The sequence below is a fragment of the Pseudomonas sp. B21-019 genome (genome assembly GCF_024749225.1).
Taxonomy (GTDB): domain Bacteria; phylum Pseudomonadota; class Gammaproteobacteria; order Pseudomonadales; family Pseudomonadaceae; genus Aquipseudomonas.
Genome location: NZ_CP087193.1, coordinates 5,788,732 through 5,809,933, shown reverse-complemented (window position 1 = coordinate 5,809,933; position 21,202 = coordinate 5,788,732). Strand labels below are relative to the sequence as shown.

The following is a 21,202-nucleotide window of genomic DNA, read 5'->3' as shown; positions in this document are numbered from 1 at the left end:
CCGACCAACGATCAAACCTTGGGCATCGTCGCGATCATCGAAGGCCGCTGACTCACTTCGAAATACCACTCGGCCAACTTTGGATTTTCCGTGCGCCATTCCAGATCCGGATGGCGCAAATCCAGATAACCCAAGGCACAGGCAACACTGATCGCCGCTACATCGAAATGGCTGGTCAGCTCGGCAATCGCATCGGCCTCCAACAGCGCCAAGGCGCGGCGAATCTTGTCGCGCTGACCGTCGAGCCATGCGTCCCAATGTTTTTCCGGCGAGCGCAGGGCCACTTCATAGCGAACCATCACTGCGGCATCCATGATCCCGTCTGCCAGAGAGGCCAGGGTCAAGCGCCGCCAGCGCGCCGAGCCTTCACGAGGAATCAGCGGATTGCCGACGTGCTGGTGATCGAGGTAATCGAGGATCACCCGGCTGTCGTACAACACATTGCCGTCGGCCAGGCGCAGCGCAGGAATCTTGCCCAACGGGTTGTCTTCGTTGAGAGCCGGATCCGGGCTGACCGGCGTGAGCTGGCTGGCTTGCAGCGCCACGCGGTTGGTTTGACCGGTCTCGTGCAACAGCACCATGACTTTGCGAACAAAGGGCGACGCGGGGTTGTGGAACAGGGTCATGCTGGGGGCGGACATGTCGGCATCTCGATCATGGGCAGTGTCGGGAGCATAGCGCTTTAGTGTTTGAGTGTGGGAGCGAGCTTGTGGCGAGGGGGCTTGCCCCCGTTCGGCTGCGCAGCAGTCGTAAAACCGCCGAATGCGGTCTATATGGCGAAATGCAGGGGGCCGCTTCACGACCCAACGGGGCGGTGCGGCGGTCCGACAAGCCCCCTCGCCACAGGTCAGAAAGAAGGCGCTTGCCGCCGCCGCTTCCACTGACTCAACCGCTGCTGCAGGTTCAACGGGCTATGAATCTGTTGCTGCCGCGCTCGGCTGAACAAAATCAGCATCAGCTCCGCCGTTGCCAAGGCATCGGCACTGGCGTTATGCCGTTCGAAGACCTCCAGCTTGAACCAGTCGATCCACTCATCCAGCCCGGCCTCGCGAAAGTGTGCCTGGGGGCAAAGCAGCGGGGCGATGTCTGCCACGTCCAGAAACGGATGCTGCAGCTTGTAACCCAGATGTTCTTTCAGTGCGCGCCCCAGCATGTGCTGGTCGAACGGCGCATGAAAGGCCAGCACCGGGCTGTCGCCGACAAATTCCATGAATTCGAGCAGGGCCTGCGCGGGGTCGCTGCCGGCGGCAATGGCGCTCGGGCCCAGGCCGTGAATCAACACGCTGGGGCCGAGTTTGAGTTCGTTGCATTGCAGCGTGCGCTCGAACTGCTGGCTGAAATCGATCGCGCCGTCCTCGATCACCACGGCCCCGATGGACAGCAGCCGATCCTTGTTCAGGTTCAGCCCGGTGGTTTCCAGGTCGAGCACCACCCAGCGTTGCTCGCGCAGGCTGCAGTCGCTCAGCTGGGTCACGGCCGGCAAGCGCTCCAGACGGTGTTGCAGTTCGCCGGGCAAAACGGGACTGGCCGGGCGCAGCCATGAAAACAGGCTCATAACTGATACCGCAGGGTCAGGCTGCTTTGCAGGCGTTGGGCCTGGCGCAGGGATTCACGCAGGATGCGTCGGTCCAGATGATTGAGGCTGTCGGGATCGACCCGGTTGGAGTAGGGCAAGTTCTCACGGGTCTGTAGCTGATGTTGCTGCATGCGGGTTTGCTGGATGAAGTGATACGCCTCTTCATAGGCCGCGCCGTCCAGCTGATCGATGACCTCTTTTTCCACCAATTGGCGAAAGCGCTCCAGGGTGTTGTTGGCATCGATGCCGTGGGCCAGGGCCAGCACTCGCGCGCCGTCGACGAATGGAGTCAGGCCCTGGAGTTTCAGGTCGAGGGTGGCTTTCTCGCCATTCTTGCGCGCCAGGACGAATTCGCGGAAACGTCCTACGGGCGGACGGTTGCGCAGGGCGTTCTCGGCCATCATGCGCTGGAACAACCGGTTGTCGCCGACCTGATCGAGAATGCCCCGGCGCAGTTGCTCGCAGCCCCGCTCATCGCCCCAGACCACGCGCAGATCGAAATAGATACTCGACCCCAGCAGGTTTTCCGGCGTTGCCTCGCGGATAAACGCTGCAAAGCGTCGTGCCCACTCGATCCGGGACAAACACAGCTCGGGGTTGCCGGCCATGATGTTGCCTTTGCACAAGGTAAAGCCGCACAGTGCGAGGCTCTGATTGACCTGCTGGGCGATGGGCAACAACTTGCCGCGAATCTCGGCGGCGTGGGCCGCATCGCGAGCTTCGAACAGAATGCCGTTGTCCTGATCGGTGTGCAGCGTCTGCTCGCGGCGGCCTTCGCTGCCGAAGCAAAGCCAACTGAACGGCACACCGGGATCACCTTTCTCCGCGATGGCCAGTTCGATCACCCGGCAGACGGTGTGGTCGTTGAGCAGGGTGATGATATGGGTGATCTGCGTCGAGGACGCGCCGTGGGCTAGCATCCGCTCGACCAATTGGCCGATTTCGCCGCGGATCGCCACCAGGTTTTCCACCCGCTGGGCGCTGCGAATGGTCCGCGCCAGGTGCACCAGATCGACCCTTTGCAGGGAAAACAGGTCACGCTCCGAAACCACGCCACACAGGCGCTGGTCCTTGACCAGGCAGACGTGGGCGATGTGTCGCTCGGTCATGGCGATCGCTGCGTCGAAGGCACTGTGGTCCGGCGTCAGGAAAAACGGCGCCCGGGTCATGTGCCGCTCGATGGATTCATTGAAATCGCTGGTGCCGTTGGCCACCACATGCCGCAAGTCACGCAGGGTGAAAATGCCCAGCGGCGCCTTTTGCTCATCGACCACCACAATGCTGCCGACTTGCTGATCGTGCATCAGCGTCACCGCTTCACGCAGGGGCGTGATCGGGCTGCAGGTTACCGGGTGACGCATGGCCAATTCGCCCAGCCGGGTATTGAGCGAGTACTGGGTGCCGAGGGTTTCCACGGCTTTTTGCTGGACTTGCTGATTGACCTGATCCAGCAAGCTGCTGACACCGCGTAGGGCAAAGTCGCGGAACGGGTTGGACAGTGCGAACAGTTTGATGAACGCCAGCTTGTTCAGTTGTAGGCAAAAGGTATCTTCGGCCGCCAGGTGTTCGGTACGGGTCGCACGTTCGCCCAGCAGCGCGGCCAGGGGAAAACACTCGCCGGTGGTGATTTCGAAGGTGGTTTCGGTGCCACCCTTGGCCGTGTGCGGGCGTTCGCCCACGACCCGGCCCTGTTTGACGATGTAGAAATGCTCGATCGGGCCATCGGCGGGTTTAATGATGCTTTCGCCGGGGGCATAAAAGCGCAGCTGACACTGCTCGACCAGATAAGCCAGATGGGCGTTTTCCATCTGATTGAAGGGTGGGAAACGCCCCAGGAATTGCAAAGTGCCCTGGATGTTCTGCAACACCGCGGTTTTCCCTGCCTGGGTGAAGGCGTCCGCTTTACTCATAACCATTACCGCAGTCTTTTTCTGATTGTTGTGTCGGATCGTTGTTTCAGATCGTTCCAGGCATGGTCGACCCCTGCGGGCAGGGTGCCCATTGGACGTAAGTCTAGGTAGGCGGTGCAGCGGCCGAAATATGGGAAATGTCTGACACAACGGTGGGAAAAACCTCCTACATTGTCTATTGGAAAAGTTTCCGACGAAGTGCACATTGAAGTCTGCTGAGCGATGTCTGACGCCCTGTGTCAGGGATCGCATCGAAAACGTTGAGAACGCCATGTCCGACCACGATATTTTGAGTGATGCCGAGCGCGAAGCGCTCAGCGCCGTCATGCTGGAACCAGACTTGCCGCCGCAGCGGGTGCTTATCGTCGATGACGATAAGGATGCCCGCGAATTGCTATTGGAAATTCTGGGGCTCGATGGCATTCACTGCATGACGGCGGCCAGCGGCGAAACGGCGCTCAAAATGCTGGCGGAGAAGCCATCGATCGGTCTGGTGATTACCGATCTGCGGATGGGGCATGTCGATGGCCTGGAATTGATCCGCCAGGTGCGGGAATCGGCACGTGCGGCGATGCCGATCATCATCGTTTCCGGCGATGCCGATGTGAAGGATGCGATCGAAGCGATGCACTTGCACGTCGTGGACTTTCTGCTCAAGCCCATTGATAGCGAAAAATTGCTTGAACTGGTCAAGCATGAGCTGGGGATGGATGTATAGCGCGGACTTCCAGGTTGGCAGCTTTTGTGGCGAGGGGCTGTTGTGGCGAGGGGGCTTGTCGGAACGCCGCACCGCCCCGTTCGGCTGCGCAGCAGTCGTAGATTCTCACTGAAAAAGTGCATGGGGCTGCTTCGCAACCCAACGGGGGCAAGCCCCCTCACCACAGGAATTGCATGTCTAGTCCTGAAACAGGTGTGAACCTATTTCAGGACTAGACAGCGTAAATGAAAAAGCCCTGATCTCTCGATCAGGGCTTTTTTACGTCCGGCTTCAGCGTCTACTCAAAGGCCATTGGCAGCTTTGAACTCGCGACGACGACGGTGCAGAACCGGCTCGGTGTAGCCGTTCGGCTGTTTAGTGCCTTCGACCACCAACTCGACCGCCGCCTGGAAGGCGATGTTGCTGTCGAAGTTGGGTGCCAGCGGGCGGTACAGCGGGTCGTTGGCGTTTTGACGGTCAACCACCGGCGCCATGCGCTTGAGGCTTTCCATCACTTGCGCTTCGGTAACGATGCCGTGGCGCAGCCAGTTGGCGATGTGCTGGCTGGAAATACGCAGCGTCGCACGGTCTTCCATCAGGCCGACGTCGTTGATGTCCGGCACTTTCGAGCAACCTACGCCCTGGTCGATCCAGCGCACCACGTAACCGAGAATGCCCTGGGCGTTGTTGTCCAGTTCGTTCTTGATCTGTTCCGCAGTCCAGCTCGGATTCACAGCCAGCGGGATAGTCAGGATGTCGTCCACCGAAGCACGCGCACGTTTGGCCAGTTCGGCCTGACGGGCGAACACGTCGACCTTGTGGTAATGCAGCGCGTGCAGCGCAGCAGCGGTCGGCGATGGAACCCAGGCGGTGTTGGCACCGGCCAATGGGTGAGCGATTTTCTGTTCCAGCATCGCTGCCATCAGGTCCGGCATGGCCCACATGCCTTTACCGATTTGGGCACGACCTTGCAGGCCGGTGCTCAAGCCAATATCGACGTTCCAGTTCTCGTAGGCACTGATCCACTTCTCGGCCTTCATGTCGGCCTTGCGCACCATCGGGCCGGCTTCCATGGAGGTGTGGATTTCATCGCCCGTGCGGTCGAGGAAACCGGTGTTGATGAACACTACGCGCTCGCTGGCAGCCTTGATGCAGGCCTTGAGGTTGACCGTGGTACGGCGCTCCTCGTCCATGATCCCGACTTTCAGCGTATTGCGCGGCAGGCCGAGGACGTCTTCGATGCGACCGAACAGCTCGTTGGTGAACGCGGCTTCTTCCGGGCCGTGCATCTTCGGCTTCACGATGTAGACCGATCCGGTACGGCTGTTCTTGCGCGAGCTGTTGCCGTTGAGGCTATGGATCGCCGCGAGGCAAGTCACCAGACCGTCGAGAATGCCTTCTGGCACTTCGTTGCCGTCTTTGTCGAGGATCGCGTCAATGGTCATCAGGTGACCGACGTTGCGCACGAACAACAGCGAGCGACCGTGCAGGCTCAGTTCGCTGCCATCGAGAGCGGTGTAGGTGCGGTCGGCGTTCATGGTGCGGGTAAAGGTCTGACCGCCCTTGGAGACTTCTTCCGACAGGTCGCCCTTCATCAGGCCGAGCCAGTTGCGATAGATCACCACTTTGTCATCGGCATCGACTGCGGCGACCGAGTCTTCGCAGTCCATGATGGTGGTCAGCGCGGCTTCCATCAGGATGTCTTTGACACCGGCTGCGTCGGTCTGGCCGACCGGGGTGCTGGCATCGATCTGGATTTCGAAGTGCAGGCCGTTGTTCTTCAGCAGGATCGCGGTCGGAGCCGCCGCATCGCCGTGGAAACCGATCAGTTGAGCATCGTTGCGCAGGCCAGTGTTGCTGCCGCCTTTGAGGGCGACGACCAGTTTGCCGTCAACGATTTTGTAGCCGGTGGAGTCGACGTGGGAACCGGCAGCCAGTGGCGCGGCCTCGTCGAGAAAGGCGCGGGCGAAAGCAATGACCTTGTCGCCACGTACCTTGTTGTAGCCTTTGCCCTTTTCCGCGCCATCCGCTTCGCTGATGGCGTCGGTGCCGTAGAGCGCGTCATACAGCGAACCCCAGCGGGCGTTCGAGGCGTTGAGCGCGAAACGGGCGTTCATTACCGGCACCACCAACTGTGGGCCGGCCATGCGGGCGATTTCGTCATCGACGTTTTGTGTCGTTGCCTGGAAATCGGCCGCTTCTGGCAGCAGATAACCGATGTCTTGCAGGAAGGCTTTGTAGGCCACCGCATCGTGCGCAACACCTGCACGAGCCTGGTGCCAGGCATCAATGCGAGCCTGGAAATCATCGCGTTTGGCGAGTAGGGCTTTGTTCTTCGGCGCCAGGTCATGGATGACCTTGTCGGCACCGCCCCAGAACGTGTCGGCGGTGAGGCCGGTACCGGGAATGGCTTCGTTGTTCACGAAGTCGAACAGGACTTTGGCGACCTGCAGGCCACCGACTTGAACGTGTTCAGTCATTGCTTGCCTCACTCTGCTCAGCTATTTCGCTTTTCAGCTCTTCAATTTAACAATGAAGCCTCTGGCCATTTAAACCACAAACCCTTCTACCAGTACATGCCATTGCTGGCGGCTGGGTTCGTTCCGATCAACGGCATTGCGGCCTTGCTGACGGGGCTTTCAGGGTTGCGAGTGTGCCTGCGGCAGACATCGATCCAACGTTATGTAGTGCGCGCTGCGGCATACTACATGATGAATTGCGGTTGTGAAAATTAGACTAATTACGTCGTTCTGCGACCCTATGACGCATTGCAGTCATGTCGGGGAGCGGGATGTTCTCAAAAAACCATTGGATTGTTCCAGCTAAATATAAAAACTTGTACACATAATCTTCGATGCCCTGCTATGGAGAGGGGGTTTTTGTGGCGAGGGGGCTTGCCCCCGTTCGGCTGCGAAGCAGTCGTAGATCGCCTGATGCGAATACGCTGGAGAAACTCAAGGGGCCGCTTCGCGACCCAACGGGGGCAAGCCCCCTCGCCACAACCAGCGCCTTGCCTATACTTGCCTTTCCATAACAAAAGTCATGACAAGAGGGCTGCGCCATGGACCATCTCGTACTCACGGTATTCGCCCCGGACAAGCCCGGGCAGGTCGAGCGCATTGCCCAATGCATTGCCGAGCATGGCGGCAACTGGCTGGAGAGCCGCATGTCGCGCATGGCCGGGCAGTTCGCCGGGATTCTTCGGGTGGGCGTGCCCGCCGAAGCCTACGATGAACTGGTAGACGCCCTACAGGGACTGTCGACCCAGGGCATCCGCGTGATGATCGCCGAAAGCAGCATCGAACAATCCTGCACCTGGAAGCCGATTGCCATGGAACTGGTGGGCAATGATCGTCCGGGCATTGTGCGAGACATTACGCGTCTGCTGAGTGAGCAAGGGGTGAGCCTGGAGCGGCTGGTGACCGAAGTGCGTCCGGCGCCGATGAGCAGCGAGCCGTTGTTCCATGCCGAAGCAATTCTCGCGGTGCCCCTGACTTTGTCGCTGGAGGTGCTGCAATCGCGCCTGGAAACCCTGGCGGACGACCTGATGGTCGAATTGGTGCTGCGCAGCGAACCTTGAACAGGTTATCCAAGTTATACGTGCACCTGCCTGTGGATAACCTGTAGAGACACCCCGCCAGCCCGCGCCGGCCGGGGCTCTTCAGGATCTGATCAAAAAACCAGCAGTTTCAGTGACTTGCGCACAAACGCCGGGGATCACGCTGTGGATAACCTTGGGAAGGATGGATGCAGGCCACGGGAGACGTGGCCTGTAGAGGTTTGTACGTTTTCTGATCAGCTGCGGCGGCGCAGACTTATCCACGCGTCGATGCTGTAAACCGCCAGACCTGCCCAGATAAAGATGAACGCCACCAGCGTGCTGGACGACAAGTGTTCGCCAAACAGCAGTACGGCTTGCAACAGCACCAGCGTCGGCGCCAGGTACTGGAGAAATCCGAGGGTGGTGTATGGCAAGTGCCGTGCGGCGGCGTTGAAACACACCAGCGGCACCAACGTCACCGGACCGGCGGCTACCAGCCACCAGGCTTCGGAGCTGGTCCAGAATGCGGCTTGCGCGCTGGTCGCCGTCGGGTTGAACAGCAGCCAGGCGACAGCAATCGGCACCAGCATCCAGGTTTCCACCACCAGCCCCGGCAGCGCCTTGACCGGCGCCTGTTTGCGGATCAGGCCGTAGAAGCCGAAGGTCAATGCCAGCACCAGCGACACCCACGGCAGACTGCCGACTTGCCACACTTGCTGCGCGACACCGACCGCTGCCAGCCCCACCGCAATCCACTGCATGCGCCTTAGCCGTTCGCCGAGGATCAGCATCCCCAGCAACACGTTTACCAATGGATTGATGTAGTAACCGAGGCTGGCTTCAAGCATGCGTCCATTGTTCACCGACCAGACGTAAGTCAGCCAGTTGGCCGCGATCAGCGTGCCGCTCAGGGCCAGGATCGCCAGCCGCCGTGGATTCTCACGCAGCTCGCGCCACCAGCCGGGATGCTTCCAGACGAGCAGCAGCAAGGCGCCGAACAACGCGGACCAAAGCACTCGGTGGATGATGATCTCCACGGCGGGCACGCTGGCGATGGCTTTGAAGTAGAGCGGGAACAATCCCCAGATGATGTAGGCACTCAGGCCCAGAATGTACCCGCGACGCAGGTTGGCGGCTTGCATGAGAATCCTTGCTTAGGCAGCTAACAAAGAAGGGATTGTATAGATGTGTGGCCTTTTTTGTAGGAGCGAGGCTTGCCCGCGAAGAACGATGACTCGGTATGTCAGGCAAACCGCATTATCGTTCTTCGCGGGCAAGTCGGATCGCCGCACCGCTCGCTCCTACAGGGACGCGGTGTTTAGAAGAGTTTCAATGGCTCTTCATTCAGCGCCGCCAATTGCTCACGCAACGCCAACACTTGATCACCCCAATAGCGCTCGGTGCCGAACCACGGAAAGCTGCGGGGGAAGGCCGGGTCGTCCCAGCGGCGGGCGAGCCAGGCGCTGTAATGCATCAACCGCAAGGCGCGCAGCGGTTCGATCAGCGCCAGTTCCCGCGGATTGAAGTCGTGGAATTCGCTGTAGCCATCCATCAGTTCCGACAACTGCCCCAGACATTCCTGACGGTCACCCGCCAGCATCATCCAGATATCCTGCACCGCCGGACCCATGCGGCAGTCATCGAGGTCGACGATGTGGAACATCTCGTCGCGGCACATCATGTTGCCGGGGTGGCAATCGCCATGCATGCGGATGTTCTGGTGTGGCGTGGCCTGATAGACCTCTTCCACGCGCTTGAGCAGGTCGCGGGCCACGGATTCGTAGGCGGGCAGCAGGCTGCGCGGGATGAAATTGCCTTCGAGCAAGGTGGTCAGCGAGTCATGACCAAAATTCTTCACCCCTAGCGCTTCACGATGCTCGAACGGTTTTGTAGCACCGACCGCATGCAGACGACCCAGCAGTTGGCCCAGGCGATACAGTTGATCAAGGTTGCCCGGCTCCGGAGCGCGGCCGCCACGGCGAGGGAACAGGGTGAAACGGAAACCGTTGTGTTCGTGCAGGCTTTCATCGTTGTGGATCATCGGCGCGACCACCGGTATATCGCACTCGGCGAGCTCGAAGGTGAATTGGTGTTCTTCGAGAATCGCTTCGTTGGTCCAGCGCTGCGGACGGTAAAACTTGGCGATCAGCGGCTCGGAGTCTTCGATGCCAACCTGATAGACACGGTTCTCGTAGCTGTTGAGCGCCAGAATGCGCGCGTCGCTGAGAAAGCCGATGCTTTCGACGGCATCGAGCACGAGGTCTGGGGTGAGGGTTTCAAACGGGTGGGCCATGCTGACTCCTGCGCGCGGCAGGCTGCCGCGTCCGGCCAAGCATGGTAGCGCAGACGGGGCATCTTTAGGGGGTGGGCTTGAGGTAAGAGTTGTTTGGGCTGACGCTTTCGCGGGCAAGCCTTGCTCCTACAGTAGGCGCGAGACTTGCCGCGAAGAGGCCCTGTCAGGCGCCGACGATCCCGCCATCCTCGCGGGTAATCGCCATCACCGAAGACCGTGGCTTGCCGTTGGGCAGATGCTCAGGGAACGTCGAACCGCCGTTTTCCCCCGGATGCTGAATCCCGACAAACAAGGTCTTCTGATCCGGCGAGAAGCTGATCCCCGTCACCTCACAACCTATCGGCCCGACCATGAAGCGGCGGATCTCGCCAGTCACCGGGTCAGCACAGAGCATCTGGTTATTGCCCATGCCCGCGAAGTCACCCGCGTTGCTCGAGTCGCCGTCGGTCAGAATCCACAAGCGCCCGGCCTTGTCGAAGCCCAGGCCGTCCGGGCTGTTGAACATGTTCTGCGGGGTGATGTTCGACGAGCCGGCCTTCGGCGTGCCGGCGTGGACGCCCGGGTTGCCGGCGACCACAAACAGGTCCCAGGCAAAGCTATTCGAACCGTGATCGTCGCGGTCGGTGCGCCAGCGCAGGATCTGCCCGTAGACGTTCTTCGCGCGCGGGTTCGGGCCGCCCACCGGCTGGCCTTCTTCGCCGCGCTTGGCGTTGTTGGTCAGGGTGCAATAAACCTGGCCGTCCTTGGGGCTGACGACGATCCATTCCGGGCGGTCCATGCGCGTGGCGGTTACCACACTGGCTGCGAGACGTGCATGAATCAGCACTTCGGCCTGATCGGCAAAGCCGCTGCTGGCGTCGATGCCGTTCTTGCCGTGGGTCAGTTCGATCCACTGACCCTGGCCTTTCGGATGATCGGCGTTGCCGTCGCCCGCATCGAAACGCGCCACGTACAAGGTGCCGTGGTCCAGCAGATCGCGGTTGGCTTTGGGGTTTTTGTGGTTGATCTTGTCGTGGCTGACGAATTTATAGATGAACTCGCCACGTTCGTCGTCGCCCATGTACACCACGGCGCGACCGTCGTTGGTTTCGGCCAGGGCAGCGTTTTCATGTTTGAAGCGGCCCAGCGCGGTGCGTTTGACCGGCGTCGATTGCGGATCGAACGGGTCGATTTCCACCACCCAGCCGTGGCGGTTGAGTTCGTTGGGATTTTTCGCCAGGTCGAAGCGTGGATCGTGTTGATGCCAGTTGATGTCTTTGCTGGTTGCCACTGCGCCGTAGCGTTTCTGCGCGGCGTCGAATTTTTGCTCGGCATTGCTGCTGCCGAAGCAGTCGGTGAAGTTCTCTTCGCAGGTCAGATAAGTGCCCCACGGCGTTTTGCCGTTGGCGCAATTCTGGAAGGTGCCGAGGACTTTCTTGCCGTGTTTGTCGGCACTGGTTTTCAGCAGGTCGTGACCCGCTGCGGGGCCGCTCAGTTTGATGGGCGCATTACCGTGAATGCGCCGGTTGTAGCGCGAGCCCTGGACGAACTGCCACTGGCCGTTCTTGCGCTGCACTTCGATCACTGACACGCCTTCGCAGGCCAGGGCCTTGCGCACATCTTCCGCCGATTGCGGCATGCCGCCGTGGGGGTAGAGGTAGCGGTAATTGGTGTATTCGTTGTTGATCGCCATCAGCGCCCGGTCTTTGTCACCGGGGAATTCGAACAGGCTCATGCCGTCGTTGTTGTCGCCGAACTGGACTTCCTGCGCCTGGGCCGTGCCGTTACCGCTAGGGTCGAATGCCGGGCCATTCTTTTGCAGAGGCTGACCCCAGCTAATCAAAACCGAGGACTTGTAGCCCGGCGGCAGGGTGATGGTATCGGTGGTGGCGGCGGCAATGCTGTCGAAGCCCAACAGCTTGCTGGAACCGGCGCTGACGCTGGCGGCCAGCACGCTGCGACTCAGCAGGTTGCCACCGAGAAACATCGCCGCACCGCAGAGGGCGCCGGCGCTGATGAAGCCACGACGGCTGAGGCCGACCATTTTTTCGAGGTCGGTGGGTTGGTTGTCTTCTAATAGGCTCACATCAGGCTCCCTGCGGGTTTTTGCAGCCACCTTAAGGGCGGTTGATGAAGCTTTTGTTGCAGTCACCTCGTAGGAGCTGCCAAAGGCTGCGATCTTTTGATCCTGAATTTAAGATCAAAAGATCGTCCGAACGCGGCCCGAGCCTTCGGCAGCTCCTACAGCGGTGTACCCAGCAGGATGTTCGATGGCGCGAACTGCACCTGCACCGGTTTACCGGCGGCAAGCCCGAGGTTTTTCAGGTGCAGCGGCTCGGCCAGGGCGCAAAGTGTCTGGCCATTGGGCAGGCCGATGCGCACTTCGCTGGGGCTGTCTTCAGCGTCGAGGATTTCTTCGATCGTGCCCTTCAGGCAATTGTTGCCATGTGTTGCAGCTTGATCGATGCCAAGCAGTTCCAGCCAACCGGCCTTGATCAGTGCGACCACTTCGGTACCCGTTTCCAGCTCCAGGCGCAGGGTGCTGTCGTGAGTGATCTGCGCGTCAATGAGCAAGCCTTCGGCCAGTTCAAGGCGGATCCGGTCGTTGCGCCCCTGTGCATCGATCGCCACGACCTTGCCGTGCAATTGATTGCGCGCGCTGGTTCTGAGCATCAGCCGACCGAGCAAGTCCAGGTCGCTGGCCTCTTCGGCGGCTTCCAGAACCTGAGCCTGCAACGCTTGCAGCTTTTGATACAGGCGCAACACGCGCTCGCCTTCGCTGGACAATTTGGCGCCACCGCCGCCCTTGCCACCAACGCTGCGCTCCACCAGTGGTTTCTGCGCGAGGTTGTTCAGCTCGTCGATGGCGTCCCACGCGGCCTTGTAACTCAGACCGGCGCTTTTTGCGGCGCGGGTGATCGAGCCCTGTTCGGCGATGTGTTGCAGCAACGCGATGCGCTGCGGACGACGGACAATGTGCTGGGACAACAACGTAGGCAAGGACATGGCAAGGCGCTTTGGGCTGTGGCGATGGATGGGACGTTGGCGACTTGGCGTGCGGGAGTCAAGTCAGGCCCCATCGCCAGGTTTGGGGGTACGGGCCAGGCAGTAGACGTCGACCCGCGTCGCACCCGCCGCCATTAACAGCCGGGCCAGGGCCTGTGCGGTGGCGCCGGTGGTCAGCACATCGTCCACCAGTGCGAAGTGGCGACCTTTGACCGAAGCCTCGGGCGCCAGGGCGAAGGCGTGGCGCAGGTTCTTTTTACGTGCATCGGCATTAAGGTCTTGTTGCGCGCTGGTGTCCTGAGTCCTCACCAACAGCGTTTCATCACAAAGAATGTCGAGGCCGGCGCTGAGCCAGCGGGCGAGCATCGCCGCTTGGTTGAAACCCCGCTGGCGCAGCCGCTTGGGGGCCAGCGGTACCGGTATCAGCGCGTCGGGCCGATCCAGATCTTCATCGAAGCGATTTTGCAGGAACTGAGCAAGAAGTTCGGCGAGCAGGCGGCCAAACGGCCATTTTGCGCTGTGCTTGAAGCGGGTGATCAAACTGTCGACGGGAAAGCTGTAAGTCCAGGGAGCGGCGACTCGCTCGAAAGCTGGCGGTTGTTTCAGGCATTGGCCGCACGTCAGACCGGTGGCGGGCAAGGGCAGGGCGCAGGTATGGCATTGGTCGCCCAGCCAGGGCAGCTCGGTTTCGCAGGCCATGCAGATCGGTAGGGTGTCGTCCGCGACCTCTGAGCAGAGCAAACAGGATTGTTTGTTTTTTAACCAGATGTAAACCGGTCCTTCGTATCGTGGTTGACAGTGCATGAGTCTTCCTTAAATATGCCGAACATCCGTGTCGCGTCTGTGGGTATTCCATTCCCCAGTCGCTTGCCAAGCATAACCAAGGAATCGCCCATGAGCGCCAGCACCACTGCCACCCTGCGTCACGACTGGTCTTTGGCTGAAGTCAAAGCACTCTTCGTTCAGCCATTCAATGACCTGTTGTTCCAGGCGCAGACGGTGCACCGCGCGCATTTCGACGCCAATCGCGTCCAGGTTTCCACCCTGCTGTCGATCAAGACCGGCGCGTGCCCTGAAGATTGCAAATATTGTCCGCAGTCGGGTCACTACAACACTGGCCTGGAAAAAGAAAAACTGATGGAAGTGCAGAAGGTCCTCGAAGAGGCTGCTCGCGCCAAGGCCATCGGTTCGACCCGTTTCTGCATGGGCGCGGCGTGGAAACACCCGTCGGCCAAAGACATGCCTTACGTGCTGGAGATGGTCAAAGGCGTGAAGGCCATGGGCCTGGAAACCTGCATGACCCTCGGTCGTCTCGATCAGGACCAGACCGTCGCCCTGGCCGAAGCCGGCCTGGACTACTACAACCACAACCTCGACACCTCGCCGGAGTTCTACGGCAGCATCATCACCACCCGCACTTACAGCGAGCGCCTGCAAACCCTGGCCTACGTGCGTGATTCGGGGATGAAGATCTGCTCCGGCGGCATTCTCGGCATGGGCGAGTCCCTCGACGACCGCGCCAACCTGCTGATCCAGCTGGCCAACCTGCCGGAGCATCCAGAGTCGGTGCCGATCAACATGTTGGTGAAAGTCGCCGGCACGCCGCTGGAAAATGCCGACGACGTCGACCCGTTCGACTTCATCCGCATGCTCGCCGTTGCACGCATCCTGATGCCGAAATCCCACGTACGCCTGTCCGCCGGTCGCGAAGCGATGAACGAGCAGATGCAGGCCCTGGCGTTCTTTGCCGGCGCCAACTCGATCTTCTACGGCGAAAAACTGCTGACCACCGCCAACCCGCAGGCAGACAAGGACATGCAACTGTTCTCGCGTCTGGGCATCCTGCCGGAAGCCCGCGAAGAGCACGCCGACGAAGTGCATCAGGCCGCCATCGAACAGGCACTGGTGGAGCAGAAGAGCAGCGAGCAGTTCTATAACGCTGCTGTTTAACCACGTTCAGGCTTTTCTGTAGGAGCTGTCGAAAGCTGCGATCTTTTCTGGATCGACGCTGATACGGGCAAGATCAAAAGATCGCAGCCTTCGGCAGCTCCTACAGATGTTCGTGCCTCTCTTCTACTCGCGAGGTCTGCATGTCTTTCGATCTCAGCGCGCGCCTTGCTGCCCGTCGTGCCGAAAACCTTTATCGCCAACGCCCGCTGCTTGAAAGCCCTCAAGGCCCGGAAGTGGTGGTCGATGGTCAGCCGTTGCTGGCGTTCTGTAACAACGATTACCTGGGCCTGGCCAATCACCCGCAAGTGATCGAAGCCTGGCGCGCCGGCGCGTCGCGTTGGGGCGTGGGCGGTGGTGCTTCGCATCTGGTGATTGGCCACAGCGGCCCGCATCACGCGCTGGAAGAAGCCCTGGCCGAATTCACCGGCCGCCCGCGCGCACTGCTGTTCACCACCGGCTACATGGCCAACCTCGGCGCGGTTACCGCATTGGTCGGGCAGGGTGATACGGTGCTGGAAGACCGGCTCAATCACGCGTCGTTGCTGGATGCCGGGCTGCTGTCCGGTGCGCGTTTCAATCGCTATCTGCATAACGACGCGGCCAGTCTGGCCAAACGCCTTGAGAAGGCCACCGGCAATACGCTGGTGGTCACCGACGGCGTGTTCAGCATGGACGGCGACATCGCCGATCTGCCGGCGCTGGCGCGGGAAGCCAAGGCCAAAGGTGCTTGGTTGATGGTCGATGACGCTCACGGCTTTGGTCCGCTGGGCGCCAATGGCGGTGGGGTCGTCGAGCATTTCGGCCTGTGTCAGGAGGACGTGCCGGTGTTGGTTGGCACCCTCGGCAAGGCGTTCGGTACGGCCGGTGCTTTTGTGGCTGGCAGTGAGGAGTTGATCGAGAGCCTGATCCAGTTCGCTCGCCCCTACATCTACACCACCAGCCAGCCGCCGGCACTGGCCTGCGCGACGCTTAAAAGCCTGGAATTGTTGCGCAGCGAACATTGGCGACGTGAGCATTTGCAGGCGCTGATTCGCCAGTTCCGCCAAGGCGCCGAGCAGATTGGCCTGGAGTTGATGGACAGCTCCACGCCGATCCAGCCGATCATGATTGGCGATGCCGGGCGCGCGGTCCGGCTGTCGCAGATGCTGCGTGAGCGTGGCCTGATGGTGACCGCGATCCGTCCACCGACCGTGCCTGCCGGCAGCGCCCGCTTGCGCGTAACCCTGACCGCCGCCCACAGCGAGGCGCAGGTGCAGCTATTGTTAAATGGACTGGCCGATTGTTTTCAACAACTGGGACCGGAGCCAAGCCATGCGTGATCGTCTGATTCTGCTGCCGGGCTGGGGTCTCGGGATTTCTCCGCTGGAACCCTTGGCGGCTGCCTTGCAAGGCCTGGATGAGCATCTGCGCGTCGAAATCGAACCACTGCCGGAACTGGAATCGAGCGACCTTGAAGAATGGCTCGATGAACTGGATTCGACGCTGCCCCAGGATGCCTGGCTCGGTGGCTGGTCATTGGGCGGCATGCTGGCGTCCGAATTGGCGGCGAAGCGTGGTGACCGTTGCTGCGGTTTGGTGACCCTGGCGAGTAATCCTTCTTTTGTCGCCCATGAGCAGTGGTCGAGCGGGATGCCCGGCGAGACCTTCGACGCGTTTCTGGCCGGTTGCAAAGCCGACCCAGGCATGACTTTGAAACGTTTCTCGCTGCTGTGCACCCAAGGTGCCGCAGACCCGCGCGGGCTATCGCGGCTGTTGCTCGCTGGCGCACCGCTTTCGTCTCCATCGGTGCTGATGAGCGGCCTGGAGTTGCTTGCACAGCTGGATACCCGGCAAGCGTTGCAGGCGTTTCGCGGTCCGCAATTGCACTTGTTCGGTGGTCTCGACGGATTGGTCCCGGCCGAAGCGGCGGGGGATTTGCTGGCGCTGCTGCCGGATGTCGAAATCGGTCTGATTGAACAGGCCAGCCACGCGTTTCTTCTGGAAGACCCCCACGGTGTGGCGGGGGCGATTCAGGCCTTTTTGCATGAGTCCGGTGATGACTGATTTGTCCCTTCCCAACCTGCCCGGCGGCTTGCCCGATAAACGCCAGGTCGCGGCGTCCTTTTCCCGAGCGGCGGCGAGCTATGACAGCGTGGCCGAATTGCAGCGCGACGTTGGCAATGAATTGTTGCGTCGCTTGCCGGAGGATTTTGTCCCGGGTCGATGGCTGGACATGGGTTGTGGCACCGGGTATTTCAGCCGTGCGCTCGGTGAGCGTTTTCCCGCCGGCAACGGGCTGGCCCTTGATATCGCAGAGGGGATGCTCAATCACGCCCGTCCCTTGGGCGGCGCCAACCATTTCATCGCCGGTGATGCCGAACGCTTGCCGTTGCAGGATTCGACCTGCGACCTGGTCTTCTCCAGCCTGGCGGTGCAATGGTGCGCGGATTTCGCCTCGGTGCTCAACGAAGCGTATCGGGTGCTGAAACCGGGCGGTATTTTCGCGTTTGCTAGTCTGTGTGTAGGGACTCTGTACGAATTGCGCGACAGCTGGCGTCAGGTGGATGGCATGGTGCACGTCAACCGCTTCCGCGAGTTCGGTGTTTACCAGCAGCTTTGCGCGGACAGTGGCTTGAAGGTCATCAGTCTTGAAACACATCCACATGTGTTGCATTACCCCGATGTCCGCAGCCTGACCCATGAGCTCAAGGCACTCGGGGCGCATAACCTGAACCCCGGTCGGCCGGGTGGTTTGACCGGCAGGGCGCGAATCCTCGGCTTGATCGAGGCTTACGAGCAGTTTCGTCAGGCACAGGGACTGCCGGCGACTTATCAAGTGGTTTACGCCGTGCTGGAGAAACCCTTATGAGCGCAGCCTATTTCATCACCGGTACTGACACCGATGTCGGCAAGACCACCGTCGCCGCAGGTTTGCTGCATGCCGCGCGATTGGCGGGCTTGAGCACCGCGGCGGGTAAGCCGGTAGCCTCCGGGTGTGAGCTCACGCCCAAGGGGCTACGCAACGCCGATGCGCTGGCACTGTGGACCGAATGTTCATTGCCGTTGACTTACGAACAGGTCAATCCAGTTGCGTTCGAGCCGGCGATTGCACCACATCTGGCCGCACGGGAGGCCGGCGTGGCGTTGACCGTGCAATCGCTGCTGGCACCGATGCGGCAGATTCTCGATATGCGGGCGGACTTCACCTTGATCGAAGGCGCTGGCGGCTGGCGAGTGCCGTTGGCGGATCAAGACAATCTGTCAGACCTGGCCATGGCGCTGGATCTGCCGGTGATCCTGGTGGTCGGCGTGCGCCTGGGCTGCATCAACCATGCGCTGCTGACGGCCGAGGCGATTGCTCGGGATGGTTTGCAGTTGGCGGGGTGGGTGGCGAACATCATCGATCCGAAGACCTCGCGTCTTGAAGAGAACCTGGCGACGCTGGCCGAGCGCATTCCCGCGCCGTGCCTGGGGCGGGTGCCGAAACTCAAGTCGGTGACGGCCGAAGCGGTGGCCGAACATCTACAGCTGGATCTGCTGGACTGACGTTTCTGGCGTGGGTTTTACCTATGATAAGGCACTGTGCCATTAGTGTTTTTGTCGGGCCTTTTAGCGGCGTGTCTGGTTCAATGGCCGCTGTTGATCCTTTGTAGGACGAGTTCTCCCATGGAAATCTCAGGAAACACCGCTTTTTATGCCGGTCTGAGCACTATTCAGACAGGGCAGAACCGTGTCGATCAGGCTTCGGGGCAGATCGCCAACAACACCATCGAGCGTTCGGTCACCAGTCAGTCCTCCGAGGTTCAGGTCGATCGTCTGCGCTCGGTAGACCGCAGCCAGCAATCGGATCTGGCCAGCAATGTGGTCGAGATGTCTCAAGGCAAGTTCCAGGTGGAACTTGGCGTCAAAGTCGCCAAGGCCTCCGATGAAATGCTCGGTACGTTGATCGATACCTTCGCCTGATTCCTCACTGAATTCACTATCCCAGCGCCGCGTCTGTCCGCGGCGTTTTTCTGCGTAAGTCCTTCTCCCTCAACTAATCTCTCCTACATGACGTGTTGCTCAATCAACGACGTTGCGCAACCGCGCGCCCGTGATTTCCCTAGATCGAAGACGAACGGCAAAAGATCGGCGCTTGACAAGATTTGGGCGTAAACGTATGTTTCAAACAACTGTTTGACCGTCACAACAAATCACCACGGTCGTTCATTCCCGGTTACATCAGCAGAGGTTTATCGCTATGCCTGACTACAAGGCCCCCTTGCGTGATATTCGCTTCGTTCGTGACGAACTGCTCGGCTACGAAGCGCACTATCAGAGCCTTCCGGCTTGCCAGGACGCAACTCCGGACATGGTTGACGCCATTCTCGAAGAAGGCGCCAAGTTTTGTGAGCAGGTGCTGGCGCCGCTGAACCGCGTGGGTGACACCGAAGGCTGCACCTGGAGCGAGTCCGGCGTTAAAACCCCGACCGGCTTCAAAGAAGCCTACAAGCAATTCGTTGAAGGCGGCTGGCCAAGCCTGGCCCACGACGTAGAGCACGGCGGCCAGGGCTTGCCGGAGTCTCTGGGCCTGGCTGTCAGCGAAATGGTGGGTGAAGCCAACTGGTCGTGGGGCATGTACCCAGGCCTGTCCCATGGCGCGATGAACACTATTTCCGAGCACGGCACGCCTGAGCAGCAAGAGGCTTACCTGACCAAACTGGTTTCCGGCGAATGGACCGGCACCATGTGCCTGACCGAACCGCACTGCGGCACTGACTTGGGCATGTTGCGCACCAAGGCCGAACCTCAGGCCGACGGCTCCTACAAAGTGTCCGGCACCAAGATCTTCATCTCGGCCGGTGAGCACGACATGGCCGACAACATCGTCCACATCGTTCTGGCACGTCTGCCGGACGCACCTGCCGGCACCAAAGGCATCTCGCTGTTCATCGTGCCGAAATTCCTGCCGAACGCAGATGGCTCGATCGGCGCGCGCAACGCTGTGAGCTGCGGTTCCCTGGAACACAAGATGGGCATCCACGGCAACGCCACCTGCGTGATGAACTTCGACGCGGCCACCGGTTACCTGATCGGCCCGGCGAACAAAGGCCTGAACTGCATGTTCACCTTCATGAACACCGCACGTCTGGGTACCGCGCTGCAAGGTCTGGCACACGCCGAAATCGGCTTTCAGGGCGGCCTGAAATACGCTCGCGATCGTCTGCAAATGCGCTCCCTGACTGGCCCGAAAGCGCCGGACAAAGCCGCTGACCCGATCATCGTTCACCCTGATGTACGTCGCATGCTGTTGACCATGAAGGCGTTCGCCGAAGGCAACCGTGCGATGGTTTACTTCACCGCCAAGCAAGTCGACATCGTCAAATACGGCGTCGATGAAGAAGAGAAGAAGAAAGCCGACGCATTGCTGGCCTTCATGACGCCGATCGCCAAAGCCTTCATGACTGAAGTCGGTTTCGAATCCGCCAACCACGGCGTGCAGATCTACGGTGGCCACGGCTTCATCGCCGAGTGGGGCATGGAGCAGAACGTTCGCGACAGCCGTATTTCGATGCTGTACGAAGGCACCACCGGCATTCAGGCACTCGACCTGCTGGGCCGTAAAGTGCTGATGACTCAAGGCGAAGCGCTCAAGGGCTTCACCAAGATCGTCCACAAGTTCTGCCAGAGCAACGAAGGCAATGACGCGGTCAAAGAGTTCGTCGAGCCATTGGCTGCGCTGAACAAAGAATGGGGCGAGCTGACCATGAAGGTCGGTATGGCGGCCATGAAAGATCGCGAAGAAGTCGGCGCAGCATCCGTGGACTACCTGATGTACTCCGGTTACGCCTGCCTGGCCTACTTCTGGGCTGACATGGCGCGTCTGGCGGCCGAGAAACTGGCTGCCGGCACCACCGAAGAGGCGTTCTACACCGCCAAGCTGCAGACTGCGCGCTTCTACTTCCAGCGCATCCTGCCGCGTACCCGCACTCACGTTGCAACCATGCTGTCGGGCGCCAACAACCTGATGGACATGAAAGAAGAAGACTTCGCACTGGGTTACTAAGCCCTACGCAGTCTCTTCACAAAGCCGCTGCTTCTTCGGAAGCAGCGGCTTTTTTATGCCTGACGCAAACGATCACGTCTTTAAATATTCCTGACTAAAACGCTAAGAAGAACGACTTTGCTGCCGTTAAAGAGGCTGCGATGTGACACGTGTCACATTGCACGTGCTTAGCTGCTCCAAATGCAGGCACAATGCCATCTTTGTTTGCCGGGTCGGAGCTTTACC

At 60.3% G+C, this 21,202-nt stretch carries 18 protein-coding genes; 9 read left to right on the top strand and 9 right to left on the bottom strand.

Going from position 1 to position 21,202, the window contains the following annotated elements; translation table 11 throughout:
* Positions 1–11 precede the first annotated feature (11 nt).
* The 3 genes from LOY36_RS26165 to LOY36_RS26155 form a co-directional block, all read right to left on the bottom strand.
* Positions 12–641, bottom strand: a complete 630-nt coding sequence (locus LOY36_RS26165; RefSeq protein ID WP_258671368.1) for a glutathione S-transferase — start codon at positions 639–641, stop codon at positions 12–14.
* A 206-nt stretch (positions 642–847) separates the two neighbouring features.
* Positions 848–1,555 carry a PolC-type DNA polymerase III gene (locus LOY36_RS26160; RefSeq protein ID WP_258671366.1) on the bottom strand — a complete coding sequence of 236 codons (708 nt, stop codon included), beginning with the start codon at positions 1,553–1,555 and terminating at the stop codon, positions 848–850.
* Positions 1,552–3,492, bottom strand: a complete 1,941-nt coding sequence (locus tag LOY36_RS26155) for a putative nucleotidyltransferase substrate binding domain-containing protein (RefSeq protein WP_019650302.1) — start codon at positions 3,490–3,492, stop codon at positions 1,552–1,554. The genes LOY36_RS26160 and LOY36_RS26155 overlap by 4 nt, the downstream gene beginning before the upstream one ends.
* A 265-nt stretch (positions 3,493–3,757) precedes the next feature.
* Here LOY36_RS26155 and LOY36_RS26150 point away from each other — a divergent pair, with 265 nt between their 5' ends.
* On the top strand, positions 3,758–4,204 hold the full coding sequence (locus LOY36_RS26150; protein ID WP_258671364.1) for a response regulator: 447 nt from the start codon (positions 3,758–3,760) through the stop codon (positions 4,202–4,204).
* A 281-nt stretch (positions 4,205–4,485) separates the two neighbouring features.
* Here LOY36_RS26150 and LOY36_RS26145 read toward each other — a convergent pair whose 3' ends face one another.
* Positions 4,486–6,663 carry a malate synthase G gene (locus tag LOY36_RS26145; protein ID WP_258671362.1) on the bottom strand — a complete coding sequence of 726 codons (2,178 nt, stop codon included), beginning with the start codon at positions 6,661–6,663 and terminating at the stop codon, positions 4,486–4,488.
* A gap of 581 nt (positions 6,664–7,244) precedes the next feature.
* Here LOY36_RS26145 and LOY36_RS26140 point away from each other — a divergent pair.
* Positions 7,245–7,763 carry a glycine cleavage system protein R gene (locus LOY36_RS26140; protein ID WP_007936467.1) on the top strand — a complete coding sequence of 173 codons (519 nt, stop codon included), beginning with the start codon at positions 7,245–7,247 and terminating at the stop codon, positions 7,761–7,763.
* Positions 7,764–7,978: 215 nt separating this feature from the next.
* Here LOY36_RS26140 and rarD read toward each other — a convergent pair whose 3' ends face one another.
* The 5 genes from rarD to LOY36_RS26115 all read right to left on the bottom strand — a co-directional run bounded on the left by rarD (position 7,979) and on the right by LOY36_RS26115 (position 13,806).
* Positions 7,979–8,866, bottom strand: a complete 888-nt coding sequence (gene rarD / locus LOY36_RS26135; protein WP_019580701.1) for an EamA family transporter RarD — start codon at positions 8,864–8,866, stop codon at positions 7,979–7,981.
* A 176-nt stretch (positions 8,867–9,042) separates the two neighbouring features.
* Entirely contained in the window at positions 9,043–10,017 is a 975-nt protein-coding gene (locus LOY36_RS26130) for a serine/threonine protein kinase (protein WP_258671360.1), read from the bottom strand.
* A 163-nt stretch (positions 10,018–10,180) separates the two neighbouring features.
* On the bottom strand, positions 10,181–12,082 hold the full coding sequence (locus tag LOY36_RS26125) for a PhoX family phosphatase (RefSeq protein WP_258671358.1): 1,902 nt from the start codon (positions 12,080–12,082) through the stop codon (positions 10,181–10,183).
* Between the two features lie 155 nt (positions 12,083–12,237).
* Positions 12,238–13,002, bottom strand: coding sequence for a TOBE domain-containing protein (locus tag LOY36_RS26120; RefSeq protein WP_018928815.1), 765 nt, complete (start codon positions 13,000–13,002; stop codon positions 12,238–12,240).
* 63 nt (positions 13,003–13,065) lie between these two features.
* A complete protein-coding gene (locus tag LOY36_RS26115) occupies positions 13,066–13,806 on the bottom strand; it encodes a ComF family protein (protein WP_258671356.1) in 741 nt (246 codons plus the stop codon).
* 90 nt (positions 13,807–13,896) lie between these two features.
* Between LOY36_RS26115 and bioB the strand changes: the two genes are divergently transcribed.
* From bioB to LOY36_RS26080, 7 genes are all read left to right on the top strand, one after another.
* Positions 13,897–14,952 carry a biotin synthase BioB gene (bioB, locus tag LOY36_RS26110; RefSeq protein WP_008008198.1) on the top strand — a complete coding sequence of 352 codons (1,056 nt, stop codon included), beginning with the start codon at positions 13,897–13,899 and terminating at the stop codon, positions 14,950–14,952.
* A 140-nt stretch (positions 14,953–15,092) separates the two neighbouring features.
* Positions 15,093–16,271 carry an 8-amino-7-oxononanoate synthase gene (bioF, locus tag LOY36_RS26105; protein WP_258671354.1) on the top strand — a complete coding sequence of 393 codons (1,179 nt, stop codon included), beginning with the start codon at positions 15,093–15,095 and terminating at the stop codon, positions 16,269–16,271.
* Positions 16,264–16,995: an alpha/beta fold hydrolase gene (locus LOY36_RS26100; protein WP_258671353.1), complete on the top strand. Its 732-nt coding sequence runs from the start codon at positions 16,264–16,266 to the stop codon at positions 16,993–16,995. Before bioF ends, LOY36_RS26100 begins: the two co-directional genes overlap by 8 nt.
* Positions 16,988–17,800, top strand: coding sequence for a malonyl-ACP O-methyltransferase BioC (bioC, locus tag LOY36_RS26095; RefSeq protein WP_019650311.1), 813 nt, complete (start codon positions 16,988–16,990; stop codon positions 17,798–17,800). Before LOY36_RS26100 ends, bioC begins: the two co-directional genes overlap by 8 nt.
* Positions 17,797–18,477 carry a dethiobiotin synthase gene (gene bioD / locus LOY36_RS26090; RefSeq protein ID WP_019650312.1) on the top strand — a complete coding sequence of 227 codons (681 nt, stop codon included), beginning with the start codon at positions 17,797–17,799 and terminating at the stop codon, positions 18,475–18,477. Before bioC ends, bioD begins: the two co-directional genes overlap by 4 nt.
* 120 nt (positions 18,478–18,597) lie before the next feature.
* On the top strand, positions 18,598–18,894 hold the full coding sequence (locus LOY36_RS26085) for a hypothetical protein (RefSeq protein WP_007936482.1): 297 nt from the start codon (positions 18,598–18,600) through the stop codon (positions 18,892–18,894).
* Positions 18,895–19,171: 277 nt separating this feature from the next.
* The gene (locus tag LOY36_RS26080) at positions 19,172–20,977 is read left to right on the top strand and encodes a phenylacyl-CoA dehydrogenase (RefSeq protein ID WP_007936490.1); all 1,806 of its coding nucleotides are present in this window, start codon (positions 19,172–19,174) and stop codon (positions 20,975–20,977) included.
* Positions 20,978–21,202 lie beyond the last annotated feature (225 nt).